This is a genomic window from Neobacillus sp. NPDC093127, from assembly GCF_044754175.1.
Classification (GTDB): Bacteria; Bacillota; Bacilli; order Bacillales; family Cytobacillaceae; genus Neobacillus.
In genome coordinates, this window is sequence record NZ_JBIVOP010000015.1 from 1 (window position 1) to 17,342 (window position 17,342).

Here is a 17,342-nt window from a genome sequence, read left to right on the forward strand (position 1 = left end):
AGTCAACATCGGGCAGCGAAGCTCACCGTGTTTCCTTTATCTCAGTTGGAGCGCTCCAGGCCATACGCCGCTGACCAGGGCGCTTACGCTTTTCTAATTATTGATGATTATAGCTTCTAGGCTTTGTTGATTTGCCGCCGGTTCTTTTTTCACCGCTTCTTGGTTTTACCGGTGCCTTTTTTCTGTTACGGTCACCGCCGCCACCGTATGACCCTCTCGAATCGTCTCTTCTGCGACGGTCACGGTCGTATGGTTTTCTCTCTCTCTTTTGCGGAAGCTGTTCTTCTGTTAATTTAATCGGAGTTGTATCCGGTTCTTTTGTTAACATCTTCAGCACTGCTGCGATAACGGTTGATGCATCATTTTCTTCCAGCAATTCTTGAGCTGCTGCCTTATAATAATGCAGGTTGTTTGATTCAATCGTTTGGACGATTCTTTCAACAACCGCTTTTTGTTGGCCTTCTAATGCTTCATCAAGCGTAGGTGCCTTCATTTTTTCCATTTTGCGTTTTGTTGTTCTTTCCACAACGGCAAGATAAGACTTCTCACGTGGTGTAATGAAAGTTAAGGCGATACCTTTTTTACCTGCACGACCCGTACGTCCGATACGGTGAACATAACTCTCTGGATCCTGCGGAATATCAAAGTTGTATACATGGGTAACCCCAGAAATATCGAGACCCCTTGCAGCGACATCTGTTGCGACAAGAACATCGATTGTACCTTCTTTAAACTTACGAAGGACTGATAAGCGTTTGGCCTGGCTTAAATCGCCATGAATACCTTCTGCTGTATATCCTCTTAACGTTAATGCTTCTGATAATTCATCAACACGGCGCTTTGTCCGGCCAAAAACAATCGCAAGCTCCGGTGATTGAATATCAAGCAGCCTTGTTAATACATCGAATTTATTTCTTTCTTGAACCTCAAGATAATATTGTTCAATCGAAGGCATGGTCAATTCTTTCGTTTTCACACGAACAATTTGCGGATCCTTCATGAACTTTTCTGCCATTCTTTGAATCGGTCCTGGCATTGTTGCTGAGAATAACAACGTCTGGCGTTCGGACGGTGTCGCAGCAAGAATCGATTCAATGTCTTCAATGAAGCCCATGTTTAACATTTCATCCGCTTCATCAAGAATCACTGTGGTTACTGTATCAAGGCGCATCGTTTTTCTATTAATATGATCAAGAACCCGGCCAGGAGTTCCAACGATGATGTGAGGGGCTTTTTTTAATGAACGGATTTGTCGGCTGATATCCTGTCCGCCGTAAATTGGAAGGACACGGACTCTTTTCCCGGACCCGAGTTTATAAAGCTCTTCTGATACTTGAATCGCTAATTCACGTGTTGGGGCAATGATAATCCCTTGAATGGCATCCCTTGTTACATCTACTTTTTCAACCAATGGAATCCCAAATGCAGCCGTTTTACCCGTTCCTGTTTGAGCTTGCCCGATCAAATCAATATTTTTCAAACCCAATGGAATCGTTTCTGCCTGGATTGGTGTTGCTTCCTCAAAACCCATTTTGAGGACAGCATTTAAAGTGGCCTGACTTAGGCCCAGTTCTTCAAACTTTGTCAATGTTTTCATTCTCCTTCATCTATTTGAAAATATTTTTGCAAAAGTGCTGAATATATTTCGCGTTACGCATCAAAATGCGGTAATAGGTACGTCTTTATTTTACCAAAAAAAAGACACTCTCCGCAGGAGTATGCCCTTTTCAATCGTTCTTTAGACACGTTGATGGTTATTGTACCACAATTGCTAGTACCTTGCAATAAAGACGAGTTTAATCGTAACATAAACCGGTTTTTATCACTCCATCAAAAAGTCTAAAACTTGAGAAAATAGGGCAGCCTTCTCCTCACAGTGACAAATAAGATGTTTGGATTGCTTAATAAACATCAGCTTTTTCTCTTTAGCACCAATGGTTCGATATAAGTATTCAGCACTTTTGGGCGGCACAATTCCGTCGCACTCTCCTTGTGCAATTAACGTCGGCACTTTCACCTGATTTAACAGCGGCTTAATAAAAGTAACAAGCCTGCGGAATTGCAATGTTGCCGCAAAAGGGGTCTCTGTTATTTTTCTTTTATAATGCAGAAATAATTCATTTTCGCGCAAGTTTCCATGCAGGGAATCCAAAATCGCCATTTTTATATCAGCAGCGAGTTGCCTTGGATTAATATAATATGCTGCAGCACTAAGGAGAATCAGCTTTTTGACAGGATAATTTGCAGCAAGATAACTGGCAATAAGGCCGCCCATGGAAAAACCTATTACATACACTTCATCACAAATTTCGCTAAGCTTGCCTAGTTCAGCTCCAGCGTGATCGATCCACTGTTGATAATGAATTCCCTTTAAAGAGCTGAGTTCCCCATGTCCTGGCAGTGTAGGGACACTAAAAACCCAATCGGTCCGTTCCTGTAAATAGCCGACAAGCGGCTCCACTTCATAAGGCGCACCCGTAAATCCATGAATGCACAAACAGCCAATCATCCTTACTCCACCTGCCAATTACTCCCGATTTTTTTAAGAGATATGAAAGTATAAATTTTTGACTTTGAGAATTGTCCAGCTCCAGCGCCCTAGCGGCTAGTGTCCTTCGCTCTCCGCCCTACAATAAGTCAAGCACGGATGCGCTCCGCTCTCCGTGTTTCCTTTATCTCAGTTGGAGCGCTCCAGGCCATACGCCGCTGACCAGGGCACTTGCGCTTTTAGTTGTTTTGAAGCGCCATTACGATTTCTTCTAATTTCATACCCCGTGAAGCTTTAACCAAAACTAATGTGGATTCATCGACATACTGTTCTAACTTTTGAATCAGTTCTTCCTTGTTTGTATAAGCAAACACTCGTTGTTCTCCCAAAACCTTGCTTGCTCCTTTGGCAATGTCTTTTCCCAATGTCCCAAAAGTGAACAGATAATCAATTTTATCGGCATCTAAACCTTCACCTATTTGCAAATGGTATTGTTCCTCTTGCGGTCCAAGCTCGAGCATGTCACCAAGCACAAGGATTTTTCGCTTGTACCCTTGGATGTTGGCCACTAATTCGATTGCTGCCATCATTGAAGTCGGACTAGCATTATAGGCATCATTGATTATCTTTTCCCCACGGCGCCCCTCAACAAGCTCCATCCGCATATTTGTCAGCTTGATACCCGCTAAACCTGCATTGATTTTTTCAAATGGTATTGAAAAATACTGTGCTATCTCCATGGCTGCCAGTGCATTTAAAATATTATGGGTTCCTAGGACAGGCAGCTCAAAGAAAACGTCCGAACAGTTAATTTTGAAGCGGTTTCCTTGCTCCATTTGCGTGATTTCGGTTGGGTACATATCATTGGTTTCATTTCTGCCAAAGGTTTGAACCCGGAGATTGCCTTCATATTGTTGAATTCGGTCCATTAGCAGCGGCTCATCACCATTTAGCACAGCTAGTCCACCATCTTGCAGTCCTGCTAAAATTTCAAGTTTCGCTTCCGCAATTCCTTCTCGCGAACCAAGATCAAGCAGATGCGACTCACCAATATTCGTGATAACGACGGCATCAGGACAGGCAAGTTTTGTCAGAAACTCAATTTCACCCCTGCCGCTCATTCCCATTTCCAAGACGGCAATCTCTGTATCCTCACTTAAACCTAAAACGGTTAACGGAAGTCCGATATGGTTATTATAATTCCCTTCCGTTTTTTGAACCTTATACTGGATGGATAAAAGGCCGGCGGTCATATCCTTCGTCGTTGTTTTTCCATTGCTTCCCGTAATTCCGACTACTTTAACAGATAATTCTCTTCGATACTTTCGTGCTAGTTCCTGCAAGGCAACCAGGCAGTCATCAACCATAAGAATCGGCAAATCAGCTGGCGGGTTCGGAACATTCTTTTGCCAAAGAGCTGCAGCTGCACCCTTACGGATGGCTTCCTCGACATATTTATGTCCGTCCGCATTCTCCCCTTTAAAAGGAATAAACAAGTTCCCTGCTGCTATTTTGCGGGAATCAATTGTAACTCCATCAATCATTACTTCAGCAAACGGGCTGATATCATTTGTGGCGGAAACCATTTCTGCCAACTGCTTCATCGAACGTTTTATCAATTTGATACCCTCCTTTTTTAAATATAAACGGACACGGCAATCAGCCGTGTCTTCGAATGTTTTTAAAAAGTATATTTAATCTGTTGTTTTTCTTCATGTCTTTCTTTGGCAAGATTAACGAGACGCTCAATTAATTGCGGGTACGCAAGCCCGGTGTGCTTCCACAAAAGCGGGAACATGCTAAACGGGGTAAAGCCCGGCATAGTATTCACCTCATTGATTAACGCCTTTCCATCCTTCGTTAAGAAGAAATCAGCACGAACGAGACCAGAGCAATCCAATGCTTTAAACGCTTGAATCGCCATTTCTTTTATCTGCTCGTATTCTTCATCTTTAATGTCAGCCGGGATAATTAAGGCCGTATCGCCATCCTCATATTTGGCTTTATAGTCATAGAAATCCGTTTTCGGAACAATTTCACCGGGAATGGAGCATTCCGGATAGTCATTCCCTAAGATGCCAACCTCGATTTCACGAGCAACAACACCCTCTTCAATAATCACTTTACGGTCAAATTGAAATGCTTCCACGAAAGCCGTTTCTAGTTCAGCGCGATTCGTACATTTGCTAATACCAACACTCGAGCCAAGATTTGCCGGCTTCACAAAGCAAGGAAAACCGATCTCTGCCTCGACCTTAGAGTACGCCTCTTCTTTTGAGTGCTCCCATTCACTTTTAATAAAAGCAACATAGTTTACTTGCGCGAGCCCGGCTTGTGAAAAGACATTTTTCATCATCACTTTATCCATTCCGGCAGCTGAAGCAAGTACCCCGTTCCCCACGTAAGGTAAGTTTAACAATTCTAATAATCCTTGAACTGTCCCGTCTTCCCCGTTTGGTCCATGTAACAACGGAAAAATAACATCAAGCGGCGCTTCCTGTTTTTCAGCGTGGAATAGCGCTGGTGCAAGGGATAAAGGCGATAATTCATTGTCATTAGAAAACTCAAGCGCTTTAACATTTTCTACCGGCCCGCTAAGCTCTGGTCCTTTAATCCACCGGCCTTCAACATTTATGTAAATAGGATGAATTTCAAATTTTTCAAGATCCAATGCTTGAATTACAGCAAGGGCTGTCTGCAGTGACACTTTATGCTCAGCCGATTTTCCTCCATATAACAAACCTAGTTTTGTTTTCATACCAAAACCTCCATTTTCTCATTCACGTTTTTATTTTAACACTTTATTAAATAAGAAAGGAAATGCAGCAATGTTGTTTTTTAATGTTTTTTCTATACAGTATTTTATGATTCTTAGTGCTTAGTTAACAACAAAAAGAAAAGCGCAAGCGCCTTGGTCAGGGGCGTATGGCCTGGAGCACTCCAACTGAGATAAAGGAAACACGAAGAGCGAAGCGATTCGATGTTGACTTATCGTAGGGCGGAGTGCGAAGGACACTAGCCCCTAGGCGCTGGAGCTGGACAATTCTCAAAGTTCATTGATATAAAGCCTGATATTAAAATAAAACCTCCCCAATGCGGAGAGATTTAAATGACATTTAGCTTCCATTCCTTTGTTTTTTTATCAAAGATAATTTTAGCATGGCAGGGTTTATTGGAGATTTGCTCGTATTCCTCGTGCATATCATCCATATTAGCGAAATCGCCCATCACCCAAATGGGAATTTCAATTCTTGTTCGTTGATGGTCCGCATCCTTTAGAGAAATGCAAATACCTTCTTTGATGAAGGGTGTTAACGACAGGAGGATTTCCTTATTCACCTGCGGATAGGAACGTTTTTTTCTAATCCCAAGAATTGTTTTTTCCAGCTTTAACTCTCCAAGCTTGCCGGCAATTACTTCACTTAGTAAATGGAAAAAATCCTTAAAGCTTCGGTAATAGATTTTGTTTAACCAGCCATCATCATGTGCCAGGTAAACAAAACGGTTGCCTAACTTATTATAAAAAGGCGATTTTAAATGCCTCTTTTGATGACCTAGAAACAGTAATTCAGCCATTTCTTGGTCAGATAGTTCATTCAAGACATCTTCCTCAAGATAATCTATCCAGCAGAAATCTCCGTAACCATAAACATCTTCCTGCGCTAATTTGTTAATTCTTTCTTCCGGGCAATATTCGAGTTGGGTATGCATATTAAAATCAGCGTCATCAAAGCGGTGCTTTAACAAAAGCAATTGGTTTAATGAACCTGAAAAAGCAGCAGCAAATTCACCGAATTCGATACCGTAGGACAATACATACTGATCTGTTTGATTTAAATGGACATAGATGAGATCACGTATGTCTTGATGATGCTTTTTCAAAGCCGAACTCCTCCGATCAAACTTGGGTTAAATGATAATAATAAGACAATTTCCATGAAACTGCCAAATGGTTTTGTCAATACTTCCTCATTTTATCAAATAATAGGACAAATAGCTTATTTCAATTCTTTTACAAATAATATTTTTTGATTAACATCATGACTTTGCACTTTCCAATCGTTAACAATGTCAAGAATTCGATTTTCTTCCTGTTATTACATATACTATTTTTAAGGTTCTATAAACTATTATTTGTTTTTTTTATTTTTTAAGCCGCACCATGGGAAAGGAGCGTGTGCAAGTATGTTCAAAGATATGACGCAAGATGAAATCACCCTATATATCATTAAAACGCTAAAAGAAAACAAAAAAACAGAGTTTGAAGCGGGAATGGAAGAGCTTCATCCCTATGATGTCGCAAAAATCTATCAGGATTTACCCGAGAAACATAAAGCAAGATTTTTATTATTTTTGAAATTTGATGTCCTTGCTGACCTGATGGAGGAGCTTGAAAAGGAAGAGCAGCTCGATTTATTGAACAAGCTTGGAATTGAAAAGTCCAGTAAAGTTCTCGATTTAATGGATAATGATGACTTGGCGCTTCTATTAAATGAGTTATCTCCCGAAAAGAAGGATTCCCTCCTTTCAGGGATGAAGACAGAAGAGTCCAATGCCGTAAAGGGCATTATGAATTATCCGCCGGAAACAGCGGGAAGAATCATGACGAACCGCTTTGTCTGGATTCGCGATTATTTTTCCGTTAGAGAAGCAGTCGATAAGTTTAAAGTCTTCGCCGGATTTGCTGAATCGATTAACTATTTATATGTTATTGATGAAGCACGAAAGCTGGTGGGCGTTGTTTCTTATCGGGATTTACTGCTAGCGGAACCGGAGGAAAAAATCCGCACGATTATGTATGAACGGGTTATTTCCGTTCCCGTAACGGCTGACCAAGAGGTTGTCGCACAAATAGCGGAGCGGTATGATTTCTTAGCAATCCCCGTGGTTGATGTGGACAAAGTCCTTGTCGGGATTGTCACGGTCGATGACATCATCGATATTGTAATCAAGGAAGCAAATGAAGATATTGAAAAGCTATCGGCATCTGGGAAATCGATAGACTTTGAAACGAAAACGCTCGTTGCCGCAGCAAGGAGGCTTCCTTGGCTGATTTTACTGTTATTCATCGGGCTCATTTCAGGAAGAATCATCTCCAGTTTTGAGGATACGCTTCAGCAGGTTGTTGCTCTCGCCTTTTTTATGCCGATGATTGCCGGGATGACAGGGAATACAGGTACACAGTCGCTTGCGGTTGTTGTACGGGGGCTTATTTCACACGATATTGATAAAGGTGTCGTTACCCGTTTAGTGATGCGGGAACTCGGCGTGGGAATAACCATTGGGGTGACATGTGCCATCCTAATTTCGATTATTGCTTATATTTGGCAGGGCAATCTGATATTAGGCGCTGTGGTCGGCTGTTCACTTTTCTTCACGCTCATTATCGGGACACTTGCCGGAACAATTATTCCGCTCATTCTTTACCGCTTCAAGATTGACCCAGCGGTGGCGTCTGGACCGCTGATTACCACCTTAAACGATATCTTTTCCTTGCTCACCTATTTCGGAATCGCGACGATGTTTTTAAAGCATTTAATGTAGTTTCTAGGTAATAGCTTTTTGCAAGGCTTTGTTAAAGCACAATGTTGATTGGAGTGGAAGGCGCGAGACTCCTGCGGGAGCAGCGGGACAGGTGAGACCCCGCAGGCGCTTTAGCGCCGAGGAGGCTCACCGCCCGCCCCGCGGAACGCGAAGCGCCTGGAACGGAAATCAACATTCACTTTTTACACAGCCTTTTTGCAAAAAATAAAGTTGAAACATTTACTGGTAAGAATCGTCATGTTCTATAGATGGTTGTAATATTTTCCCTTAATAGGCTATTGTGAGCAAACTCTTTATTTGCTAGGCTAGAAGGGAATGATCTTAGAAAAATGGGTGTAGCTAATGGACAAACAAATGAAAAAAGCTGATCGCTTTGATTGGACGTTAACATTATTATTATTTCTTTTTTTCCTTGTTAGCTGTGCAGCCATTTACAGCGCCCAAGCCTCGGGACAATATGGCGGAAAGAACTTTTTAGTCATGCAAATTTTTTGGTATATTATCGGGGCCGCTATTATATCCGTTGCCATCTTTATCGATGGCTATCAATATAAGCGGCTTTCTTGGTATTTATATGGCTTCGGCCTCATTTTACTAATTGCCGTTTACGCTGCCCCGGAATCAATCGCACCTGTCAGAAACGGAGCGAAAAGCTGGTTTGTCATTAAAGGAATCGGGCAGATTCAACCCTCAGAATTCGTCAAAACCTTTTTAATTTTAGCCCTAGGCCGTGTCATTACATCCCACCAAGAAAAGCATCTTGAAAAATCACTGAAGACTGATTTTCTTTTACTATTAAAATTAGGAATCACAACGGCTGTACCGCTAGGATTAATCATGCTCCAACCCGACCTTGGGACAGGGCTTGTCATTTTATCAATTTTAACAGGGCTTATCTTTATTTCGGGGATTTCGTGGAAAATCATTATCCCGATATACAGTGCTGGTGCGTCGTTCGCAGCGCTTATTTTCTATCTTGTTTTAATCAAGCCTGAATTTCTTGTAAAATACCTGCACGTTCAAACCTATCAATTTAACCGAATTTACGCCTGGCTTGACCCAAATAATTACGCAACCGATTCAAGCTATCACTTGCTAAAATCAATGAGTGCGATTGGCTCAGGACTAATAACCGGCAAAGGTTTCGGCAATCGTGAGGTGTATATTCCTGAGGCTCATACCGACTTTATCTTCAGCGTTATTGGCGAAGAGTATGGCTTTGTCGGCGGCAGTATTGTAGTTGGGCTCTTCTTCCTGCTCATCTATCATTTAATCAAGACCTCATTGGACACCAAGGATCCGTTTAATACCTATGTTTGTACGGGCATTATCAGCGTGATCGCCTTTCATGTCTTTCAAAATATCGGTATGACGATTCAAGTGCTGCCAATTACGGGGATACCGCTGCCATTTATCAGCTATGGCGGAAGCTCGCTCATGGGAAATATGTTTGCTATGGGTCTAATATACAGCATTCGATACCATCATAAAACGTATTTGTTTTCTTCGGAAAATTCGTTAAGTCAATAGGCAGGAGCAATACTTTGTGCTTTATGATAAACTAGATAAGGTTATAAATAATACATTAGCGAAGGTGAACTATGACAGAATTTATTAACAATATTTTAGAATTCTTATCCCATTTAGGATATTTCGGTATTGCCTTAGGATTAATGATTGAGATCATCCCAAGTGAAATTGTTTTAGGCTATGGCGGCTATATGATTTCGCAAGGACATTTGAATTTTGTAGGAGCGGTTATTGCCGGAACAATCGGCGGTACGATTGCCCAGCTTTTTTTATATTGGGCCGGATATTACGGGGGCAGACCCTTTTTAGAGAAATACGGAAAATACGTACTTATTAAAAAGAGTCATATTGACCTTGCGGAGCAATGGTTTAATAAATATGGAGCCGGAGTTATTTTCTCCGCACGTTTCATTCCCGTTGTAAGACACGCGATTTCGATTCCAGCTGGAATTGCAAAAATGTCAGCTAAAAAGTTTATCCTTTACACGGTGGCAGCCGTTTTGCCATGGACAATCATATTCCTTTATGTAGGGATGGTACTAGGCAGTAATTGGGGCGATATTAAAGAAAAAGCACATCCATATGTACTGCCAACTATTATTGCAGCTGTCATATTAGGTGCTATCTATTTTATTATCAAGAAAACAAAGAAAACCACCGATTAAGCACGGTGGTTTTCTTCTTTTCCAAACTCAAGATAAGAAGATTATAGCATCAGGCCGGTGATTGTTGCTGTTAAAAGACTTACAAGTGTTGCTCCATAAAGTAATTTAAGGCCAAACCTTGCAACAACGTTCCCTTTCTTCTCATTTAAGCCCTTTACTGCCCCAGCAATGATCCCAATTGATGAGAAGTTTGCAAAGGAAACAAGGAATACGGAAACGATACCGATTGTTTTATTGGATAAAGAATGGCTGACTTTGCCTAAATCGATCATCGCGACAAACTCATTGGACAACAATTTGGTTGCCATGATTGTCCCAGCCTCTACGATATCGGATGCAGGCACGCCGGCGATAAAGGCGAACGGTGCAAACAAATAACCCAGCGCCATTTGGAAACTAATCCCGAAAATCCCAGCAAACACATGGTTTATCAAACTAATTAAAGCAACAAAACCAATTAGCATGGCCCCAACAATAATAGCCACTTTAAAACCATCTAAAATATATTCACCAAGCATTTCAAAAAATGTTTGTTTTTCTTCTTGGATATCAAAAATATCTTCTTCCTCACTAACTACATACGGGTTAATGATATTGGCAATGATAAATCCGCCAAATAGGTTTAAAACCAGCGCCGTTATGACGTACTTCGGGTCAATCATTGTCATATAGGCCCCTAAAATCGAAGCTGAAACCGTTGACATTGCTGATGTACACAAAGTATATAGCCGATGCTGCGGCAGATGAGGAAGTAGCTTTTTCACTGAAATAAAAACTTCTGATTGTCCAAAAACAGCCGAGGCGACGGCATTATAGGATTCTAACTTTCCCAGACCATTTATCTTGCTCAAGATTAAACCAAGATAACGTATGATGATTGGGAGCACCTTGATGTGCTGCGCGATCCCTATTAGTACGGAAATAAACACAATTGGCATTAGAACATTTAGGAAGAAAGGCATTTCCCCCTTATTGGCTATCCCGCCAAAAACAAAATTAATTCCGTCAGCTGCATAACTTAGAAGATAGTCGAACAATGCCGATACCCCTTTAATGATTAAAAGACCAAATTCGGTATTTAGTAACACAAATGCCAAAATTAACTGCAAAATAATCATCATGACAATCGGCTTAAACTTAATCCCTTTTTTATTGTAACTGACGATATAGGCGAGTAAAAAAATAACCGCTAACGCCGCTAAAAAAATAATAAATTTCAAATCTTTTTCTCCCTTTCCTGGTGTCAGATTAATTATGTAAAGAAGTGAGAAATAATCAAAATAATTCGACAAAAGTCGACAAAACTTCAAAACACAAATTCGATTATAGAATTAAAATGGAAGGGCTGTCAATTCAAATAGATAAAGTAACAATATTCAGGTTTCCCCTACTTTTCAAATTTATCCTATCTTTCTCGATCACCCCAAAAAGAAAAACAGCTTGGTTAGAAGCTGCTTATCCCTCCTGGGTCACACTTAACCGATCCTTATATAGGAAAAAGAAATAAAGCAACATCGAAATAAAAACGGATATCGCTGCCGCTAGATAAATACTGCTGTAGCTGAATAAGTAGCCAATTTGGCCAAACACGATGGCTCCTGTACCAATTCCCAAATCAAAAAAGGAAAAGAAGGTGGCATTTGCCATTCCTCTTCGATTTAATGGAGCTTTTTCTATCGACCATGCCTGCAGGGCAGGCTGCACCGTGCCAAAACCAAGACCATACAGACAAGCTGCTGTATAAAGAATGGCGCTATTAGGAAGCCAGGCTAACAAAAGCATCGCTGCCAAAATCAACATGGTTCCAGGGATATATACCGCCTGATGCCCCTTCCGGTCATATAGTTGACCGGCAAATGTTCTTGTCACCATTAAGGCGATCGCATACAGAAGGAAGTACCATTGAATGCCTCCTATATGTTCTTTTGCTGTGTACAACGGCAGAAAGGAGGCAATCCCGCCAAACGTGACTGTCAGAAAGAACATCAGCATCGATGGTCTCAGTGCACTTTTTTCGTACAAATCCAGCTTAGCATTTGTTTTTTTCGGTTGTGGTTCAACTTTTTTGTAGCTAATTCTTGAAGACAACAGAAAAGCAATCAGTCCTAAACCGGCACAAATTAAGAAAAAGAATTGAAATGATAGGCTCCCGTTGGTTAAGGCAAGCCCCAGCGCTGGACCGAAAGCGAGCGCCAAATTTCCCGACAAACCATAATACCCCATTCCCTCGCCTCTTCTTGATGGAGGGATTAAATCGGTTGCGATTGTTCCCGACGCAGTTGTGGAAAATCCCCAGCCTACCCCTTGCACCACACGCATGGCAAAAAGAAGCGCGATACTCGTTAGGAACCCAAATGACCCTACAGAAAGGACAAAAATCGCTAAACCGATTAAATAAACAAAGCCTCTCCCCTTTGTTTCAAGCGCATGCCCTGCAATCGGACGCAGAAGCAGGGCTGAGAAGGTAAAGATTCCGACAACAACGCCAATTAATTGATCATTTCCGCCTAATTGTTCAACAAAAAGGGGAATGGTCGGCAGTGTCATCTGAAAGCCAAGAAAGATAAAAAAGTTAGCAAATACAATAAGAACAAAATCCTTTGTCCAGATCTTTTCCTTAGGTCCTTCATTAATCATCTGTTTATCCATTTTTGCAGAGGACTTCCTTCCTATATAAATGAAAAAACGTCTCTACGGCTAGTAGAAACGAACTTTCATTAGATTGTTTTTTTACGATTGGGTCTTTTCTATCACACGCTTCATGGCTTGAATTTGTCCTAAGTGCAGCGACTCATGGAAGACTGCAAAGTTAGCGAGTTCACCAAAGGTTTCTTGACCAAGGAACGGTGTTTTTAGTTTTTCACTGAAACTCTCTGCTGGAATTTCTTTAATCCTTCCTAATTGCTCCTTAAGCTCCGTTGACAAATCTTGAACCGATGGAACGTCACCATTCCAATCAGCCGGTTTCGTGCCAGTCGCAAATAACTCCATATAGTTTGCCGGCAGATTTGTTGATTTTTTGGGAAAACCGAACATAAATTGTTCCGTGACAGTTAATGCATGGCCAATGTGCCAGTGAATCGTATTGTTAAATCCCTCAGGCTGTACATCAACAAGGCTTTCATCCAGCGAAGCTACATTTTTCAAGAAATAGTTCCTCGTTAACTCAAAGCTCTTAAATAGTAATTCACTCATTTCAAATTTCCCCTTTCTAATTTTCCTAGCTATAGTTTATACCATATTAAGCCAGTTTTGAAACAAAACGAACTTACATTTCTTCCGGTGCTTCAACGCCTAATAACCGCAAGCCTTCTTTAAGGACAACCGTAACACTGTAAACAAGTGCTAAACGTGCAGGCTGCTCCGCACTTTCCTCAAGGACTTTTACTTCGGCGTAATATTTATTGAAGGCTTGTGCAAGATCGACTACATATTTAGCAACCTGTGATGGGTCTAGATTTTCACTGGCCCGTTGAATGGCATTCGGGAATTCGATAAGCATGCTTATTACCTTCCACTCTTTTTCCCAAGTAGTATGGCAGTTGGCAGGAGGTACATCCGCCTGCCATTTTCCTTTTCGTAAAATTGAGCAGGCCCGGGCGAACGTGTATTGAACATATGGACCTGTTTCGCCTTCAAAGCGGAGCATTTCCTCTAAGGAAAATTCAATATCGTTCATCCGATTGTTCTTTAAGTCGTGAAAAATAACGGCTCCAACGCCCACCTGTTTGGCCACCTCATCTTTATTTGCCAGGTTTGGATTTTTTTCTTCGATATTATGTCTCGCCATCGCAATCGACTCCGTTAACACCTCTTCGAGTAAAACTACTTTCCCCTTCCGTGTCGACATTTTCTTGCCGTCCTTTAACATCATCCCAAACGGAACATGAACCATGTTCTCTGCCCACGGATAACCCATTTTACTTAACACGGCAATCAACTGTTTAAAATGAAGGCTCTGCTCATGGCCAACGACGTATAAGGATTTAGCAAAGTTGTAATTTTCCTTGCGATAGAGGGCGGCCGCCAAATCACGTGTCGCATAAAGTGTCGCACCGTCTGATTTTTTAATCAGGCATGGCGGCAGCTCCTCATTAGTCAGCTCAACCACCTGGGCTTGATCGGATTCTACCAATAATTGTTGTTCCTCAAGCAGTTGAACAACTCGGTCCATTTTATCATTATAAAAAGCCTCACCAGCATATGAATCAAATTGGATGTTCATCAACTCGTATATCCTTGAAAACTCCTTTAATGATTCATCACGGAACCATTGCCAAAGCATTAACGCTTCCTCGTCGCCATCCTCGAGCCGTTTAAACCAGCTCCGGCCTTGGTCTTCAAGCGATGGGTCGGATTCTGCCACATCATGGAACTTAATATAAAGTGCGAGTAGCTCCTTAATCGGGCTTTGTTTTACCTTCTCGACATCACCCCATAGTTTATAGGCGGTAATTAACTTCCCGAACTGTGTACCCCAGTCACCAAGATGATTAATTTTGATTGGTTTATAACCGCACTTTTCTACGATGAGTGCTAACGCGTTACCAATAACGGTTGAGCGCAAATGCCCCATTGAGAATGGCTTGGCGATATTCGGTGACGACATGTCAATTGTGACATTTCCGCCGCCCCCGAATTCATGGGCTCCGAAATGGCCTGTTTGCGTGATAATTTCACTGACTGCCTTTTCCGAAACCAACTTTTTATTTAAAAATAGATTTAGGTACGCTCCCACCACTTCTGTCTGTTCGAAAATTGGCGATTGAATCTTTTCACCTAGTTCTTGGGCAATCATATTTGGGGATTTCCGTTTTAATTTTGCCAACGTAAAACACGGAAAGGCTAAATCACCGTGCGACGCGTTTTTTGGTTTTTCAATCATCAGTTCCAGTTCATCTGCTGAAATTTCTTGTTCAAGCAGTTCAAACAAGATGGCGGCAAGATCCTTTTTAAAATTCATGCTATAGACCTCCTTTATTGTTAGAAAACAAAAAACCCCCGCCTCTATAAAAGAGACGAGAGTTTGACTATCCCGCGGTACCACTCTAATTGTTCAAAAAGAACCAGCTTTCCCTTTGTAACGGAGTATTCTCCGGCATACCCTACTTGGTTTCGGGTTTGCATCTCAAAAGTGCGCTTCATTATCTAATCTGTATCAGGCTCACACCACCCCCGACTCGCTAAAACATCCTCGATAACTACTCTCTTTTTCATTGATTTTTCCATCTTGATTATCAGTTATTATACTGGAAAGATAAGGATTTATCCAGTCACTATTGAATGTTTTTTTTAGGCAATCCTATTAGTAAAGGAGGGATTTATATGGCGAGAAGAAATAAAATACTTGTTCCGGAAGCGCGAAGTGGATTAGATGCGCTTAAAGCAAAGGTCGTTCAATCTGCGAGCCCGGAAAATGCCAAATTTGAAGCAGCCGAAGAGGTCGGCGTTCCATTGAAAAAGGGCTACAATGGAAAGCTTACATCCGAACAGGCCGGAAAAGTCGGCGGCAGGCTAGGCGGCAGCATGGTTCGCGAGCTTGTGAAAATGGCTCAGGAAAACCTAAGTAAGAGACAGTGACGCTTGGGATCTATTTTGTAGATCCCTTTATTGATTCGATTACCAACTATTGGATTCATTTTTCTCCCTTTCGAATCGGGTTTTGCATCCAAATACCCCTTATTAGATTCATCTTTCTCCTTTTCGATTCGGGTTTTATGAATTACTCTCCACTTTGGACCCTTTACTCTCCGGTTCTGTGGATTTACTGTCCGGTTTTGACTTTTTACTGTCCACTTTTCCTCTTTTACTGTCCACTTCCCTAAATTCACCCGCAAACTCACGAAAAAGCCAGGCGGGGAGCCTGGCTCAGGTAACTTTCCCCTTTACTATCTGGGATAGGGCCCTTTTTGATTGAAGATTCCTTCCAATAACTCCTTTTGAATGACCTTTTTAAAAGGACTTTGTGATTTACTCTCCACTTTGGACCCTTTACTCTCCGGTTCTGGGGATTTACTGTCCGTTTTTGACTTTTTACTGTCCACTTTTGCCCAGTTACTATCCACTTTTCCTCTTTTACTGTCCACTTCCCTAAATTCACCCGCAAACCCACGAAAAAGCCAGGCGGGGAGCCTGGCTCAGGTAACTTTCCCCTCTACTATCTGGGATAGGGCCCTTTTTGATTGAAAATTCCTTCCAATAACTCCATTTTATTGACCTTTTTAAAAGGACTTTGCATTCAATACCCCTTATTGGATTCATTTTTCCCCTTTTCGATTCCGGCTTTGCATCCTATACCCGCTTTTATGGGAACACTCCGTAATAAATGAGAAAACACTCAAAAATAGAAAAACGACTTAAGTCTTAAACTAAGTCGTTTTAGTCTTTTTTTGAAGACCTTTCAAAAGAAACACCTTCATAATCTCAGCGATCTGCTCAGAACTCAACGGTTCGTGGTTCCTTTCCCAGTCATACACAAGGGCAATATACATTTTTAATAAAAGAAAGCTGGTGACTTCTGTGTTAGCTGCAGGAATGGCTCCTTTAGCAATGGCGGTCTCAATTTTTTGCTTTAAATAGTCGATAATCTCATTTTCAACATGCTGGAGCATTTCCGAAACCGCTAAGGTCCCCATTTCCGCTTCCTCTTGAACCAGCTTAATCATGAGCTGGTGCTGGGAGCGGTATTCTAATAATCGGTACAAAGCGCGATGGACATTTTCTGTAAACGGTAATTCCGGCTGAATGGCTGAGTCCGCCTCGACAATCATTTCCTTCACCAGCGAAGAAATAATCTCCTCAAACAATTCTTCTTTATTTTTGAAAAAAGTATAAATGGTTCCCTTTCCGACATTCGCAAGCTTCGCAACCTGATCCATGGTCGTTGCTTTATAGCCAAATAACGAAAAGGATTTTGTCGCCGCTGCAACAATCATTTTCCTTCTGTCGGGTGCCATAAAACCCACTCTCCCTATTGACTAATTTAGTTTTTCGGTCAAGATCATCTAATTTCACTATAGCATAGTCAATATTTCGTTTCAATTTATTTGGAAAGCTTTTGGAAATCAGAAAAACTTTTCTGCATAATGGGCAATACTAGCCAAACGTTTGATTAA

14 protein-coding genes and 1 other annotated feature are annotated in these 17,342 nt (G+C 41.4%); of the genes, 4 read left to right on the forward strand and 10 right to left on the reverse strand.

Annotated elements, in window-relative coordinates; translation table 11 throughout:
* Positions 1-97: 97 nt before the first annotated feature.
* From cshA to ACIQCO_RS19270, 5 genes are all read right to left on the reverse strand, one after another.
* A complete protein-coding gene (gene cshA / locus ACIQCO_RS19250; protein WP_400431198.1) occupies positions 98-1,588 on the reverse strand; it encodes a degradosome RNA helicase CshA in 1,491 nt (496 codons plus the stop codon).
* Positions 1,589-1,822: 234 nt separating this feature from the next.
* Entirely contained in the window at positions 1,823-2,509 is a 687-nt protein-coding gene (locus ACIQCO_RS19255; RefSeq protein WP_400431201.1) for an alpha/beta hydrolase, read from the reverse strand.
* A gap of 218 nt (positions 2,510-2,727) precedes the next feature.
* Positions 2,728-4,107, reverse strand: coding sequence for a UDP-N-acetylmuramoyl-tripeptide--D-alanyl-D-alanine ligase (locus tag ACIQCO_RS19260; RefSeq protein WP_400431204.1), 1,380 nt, complete (start codon positions 4,105-4,107; stop codon positions 2,728-2,730).
* Positions 4,108-4,169: 62 nt separating this feature from the next.
* Positions 4,170-5,246 (reverse strand): D-alanine--D-alanine ligase, encoded by a 1,077-nt coding sequence (locus tag ACIQCO_RS19265; RefSeq protein WP_400431207.1) that lies wholly within the window; start codon positions 5,244-5,246, stop codon positions 4,170-4,172.
* Between the two features lie 347 nt (positions 5,247-5,593).
* Entirely contained in the window at positions 5,594-6,370 is a 777-nt protein-coding gene (locus ACIQCO_RS19270; RefSeq protein WP_400431210.1) for a hypothetical protein, read from the reverse strand.
* A gap of 303 nt (positions 6,371-6,673) precedes the next feature.
* On the opposite strand from ACIQCO_RS19270, the gene mgtE reads away from it, so the two are divergent.
* The 3 genes from mgtE to uptA all read left to right on the forward strand — a co-directional run bounded on the left by mgtE (position 6,674) and on the right by uptA (position 10,227).
* The gene (mgtE, locus tag ACIQCO_RS19275; RefSeq protein WP_400431213.1) at positions 6,674-8,032 is read left to right on the forward strand and encodes a magnesium transporter; all 1,359 of its coding nucleotides are present in this window, start codon (positions 6,674-6,676) and stop codon (positions 8,030-8,032) included.
* A 342-nt stretch (positions 8,033-8,374) separates the two neighbouring features.
* Positions 8,375-9,562, forward strand: coding sequence for an FtsW/RodA/SpoVE family cell cycle protein (locus ACIQCO_RS19280; protein ID WP_400431216.1), 1,188 nt, complete (start codon positions 8,375-8,377; stop codon positions 9,560-9,562).
* Positions 9,563-9,633: 71 nt separating this feature from the next.
* Positions 9,634-10,227 (forward strand): undecaprenyl phosphate transporter UptA, encoded by a 594-nt coding sequence (gene uptA / locus ACIQCO_RS19285; RefSeq protein ID WP_400431219.1) that lies wholly within the window; start codon positions 9,634-9,636, stop codon positions 10,225-10,227.
* 41 nt (positions 10,228-10,268) lie between these two features.
* On the opposite strand, the gene ACIQCO_RS19290 is transcribed toward uptA, so the two are convergent.
* The 4 genes from ACIQCO_RS19290 to argS all read right to left on the reverse strand — a co-directional run bounded on the left by ACIQCO_RS19290 (position 10,269) and on the right by argS (position 15,190).
* A complete protein-coding gene (locus ACIQCO_RS19290; RefSeq protein WP_400431221.1) occupies positions 10,269-11,447 on the reverse strand; it encodes a NupC/NupG family nucleoside CNT transporter in 1,179 nt (392 codons plus the stop codon).
* Between the two features lie 235 nt (positions 11,448-11,682).
* On the reverse strand, positions 11,683-12,876 hold the full coding sequence (locus ACIQCO_RS19295; protein WP_400431224.1) for an MFS transporter: 1,194 nt from the start codon (positions 12,874-12,876) through the stop codon (positions 11,683-11,685).
* Positions 12,877-12,957: 81 nt separating this feature from the next.
* On the reverse strand, positions 12,958-13,422 hold the full coding sequence (locus tag ACIQCO_RS19300; protein ID WP_400431227.1) for a DinB family protein: 465 nt from the start codon (positions 13,420-13,422) through the stop codon (positions 12,958-12,960).
* Between the two features lie 73 nt (positions 13,423-13,495).
* Entirely contained in the window at positions 13,496-15,190 is a 1,695-nt protein-coding gene (gene argS, locus ACIQCO_RS19305; RefSeq protein ID WP_400431229.1) for an arginine--tRNA ligase, read from the reverse strand.
* A 48-nt stretch (positions 15,191-15,238) separates the two neighbouring features.
* Positions 15,239-15,453: a binding site (T-box leader), on the reverse strand.
* A gap of 99 nt (positions 15,454-15,552) precedes the next feature.
* Between argS and ACIQCO_RS19310 the strand changes: the two genes are divergently transcribed.
* Entirely contained in the window at positions 15,553-15,807 is a 255-nt protein-coding gene (locus tag ACIQCO_RS19310; RefSeq protein ID WP_400431232.1) for an alpha/beta-type small acid-soluble spore protein, read from the forward strand.
* A 788-nt stretch (positions 15,808-16,595) separates the two neighbouring features.
* Here the strand turns inward: ACIQCO_RS19310 and ACIQCO_RS19315 are convergent.
* Positions 16,596-17,183, reverse strand: coding sequence for a TetR/AcrR family transcriptional regulator (locus ACIQCO_RS19315; RefSeq protein ID WP_400431235.1), 588 nt, complete (start codon positions 17,181-17,183; stop codon positions 16,596-16,598).
* Positions 17,184-17,342 lie beyond the last annotated feature (159 nt).

What these genes read in the sequence shown, in the direction of transcription:
- ACIQCO_RS19265 (WP_400431207.1), bottom strand. Translation starts at nt 5,246, where the DNA reads ATGAAAACAAAACTAGGTTTGTTATATGGAGGAAAATCGGCTGAGCAT.
- ACIQCO_RS19295 (WP_400431224.1), bottom strand. Translation starts at nt 12,876, where the DNA reads ATGGATAAACAGATGATTAATGAAGGACCTAAGGAAAAGATCTGGACA.
- ACIQCO_RS19255 (WP_400431201.1), bottom strand. Translation starts at nt 2,509, where the DNA reads ATGATTGGCTGTTTGTGCATTCATGGATTTACGGGTGCGCCTTATGAA.
- mgtE (WP_400431213.1), top strand. Translation starts at nt 6,674, where the DNA reads ATGTTCAAAGATATGACGCAAGATGAAATCACCCTATATATCATTAAA.
- ACIQCO_RS19315 (WP_400431235.1), bottom strand. Translation starts at nt 17,183, where the DNA reads ATGGCACCCGACAGAAGGAAAATGATTGTTGCAGCGGCGACAAAATCC.
- ACIQCO_RS19300 (WP_400431227.1), bottom strand. Translation starts at nt 13,422, where the DNA reads ATGAGTGAATTACTATTTAAGAGCTTTGAGTTAACGAGGAACTATTTC.
- uptA (WP_400431219.1), top strand. Translation starts at nt 9,634, where the DNA reads ATGACAGAATTTATTAACAATATTTTAGAATTCTTATCCCATTTAGGA.
- ACIQCO_RS19280 (WP_400431216.1), top strand. Translation starts at nt 8,375, where the DNA reads ATGGACAAACAAATGAAAAAAGCTGATCGCTTTGATTGGACGTTAACA.
- ACIQCO_RS19310 (WP_400431232.1), top strand. Translation starts at nt 15,553, where the DNA reads ATGGCGAGAAGAAATAAAATACTTGTTCCGGAAGCGCGAAGTGGATTA.
- argS (WP_400431229.1), bottom strand. Translation starts at nt 15,190, where the DNA reads ATGAATTTTAAAAAGGATCTTGCCGCCATCTTGTTTGAACTGCTTGAA.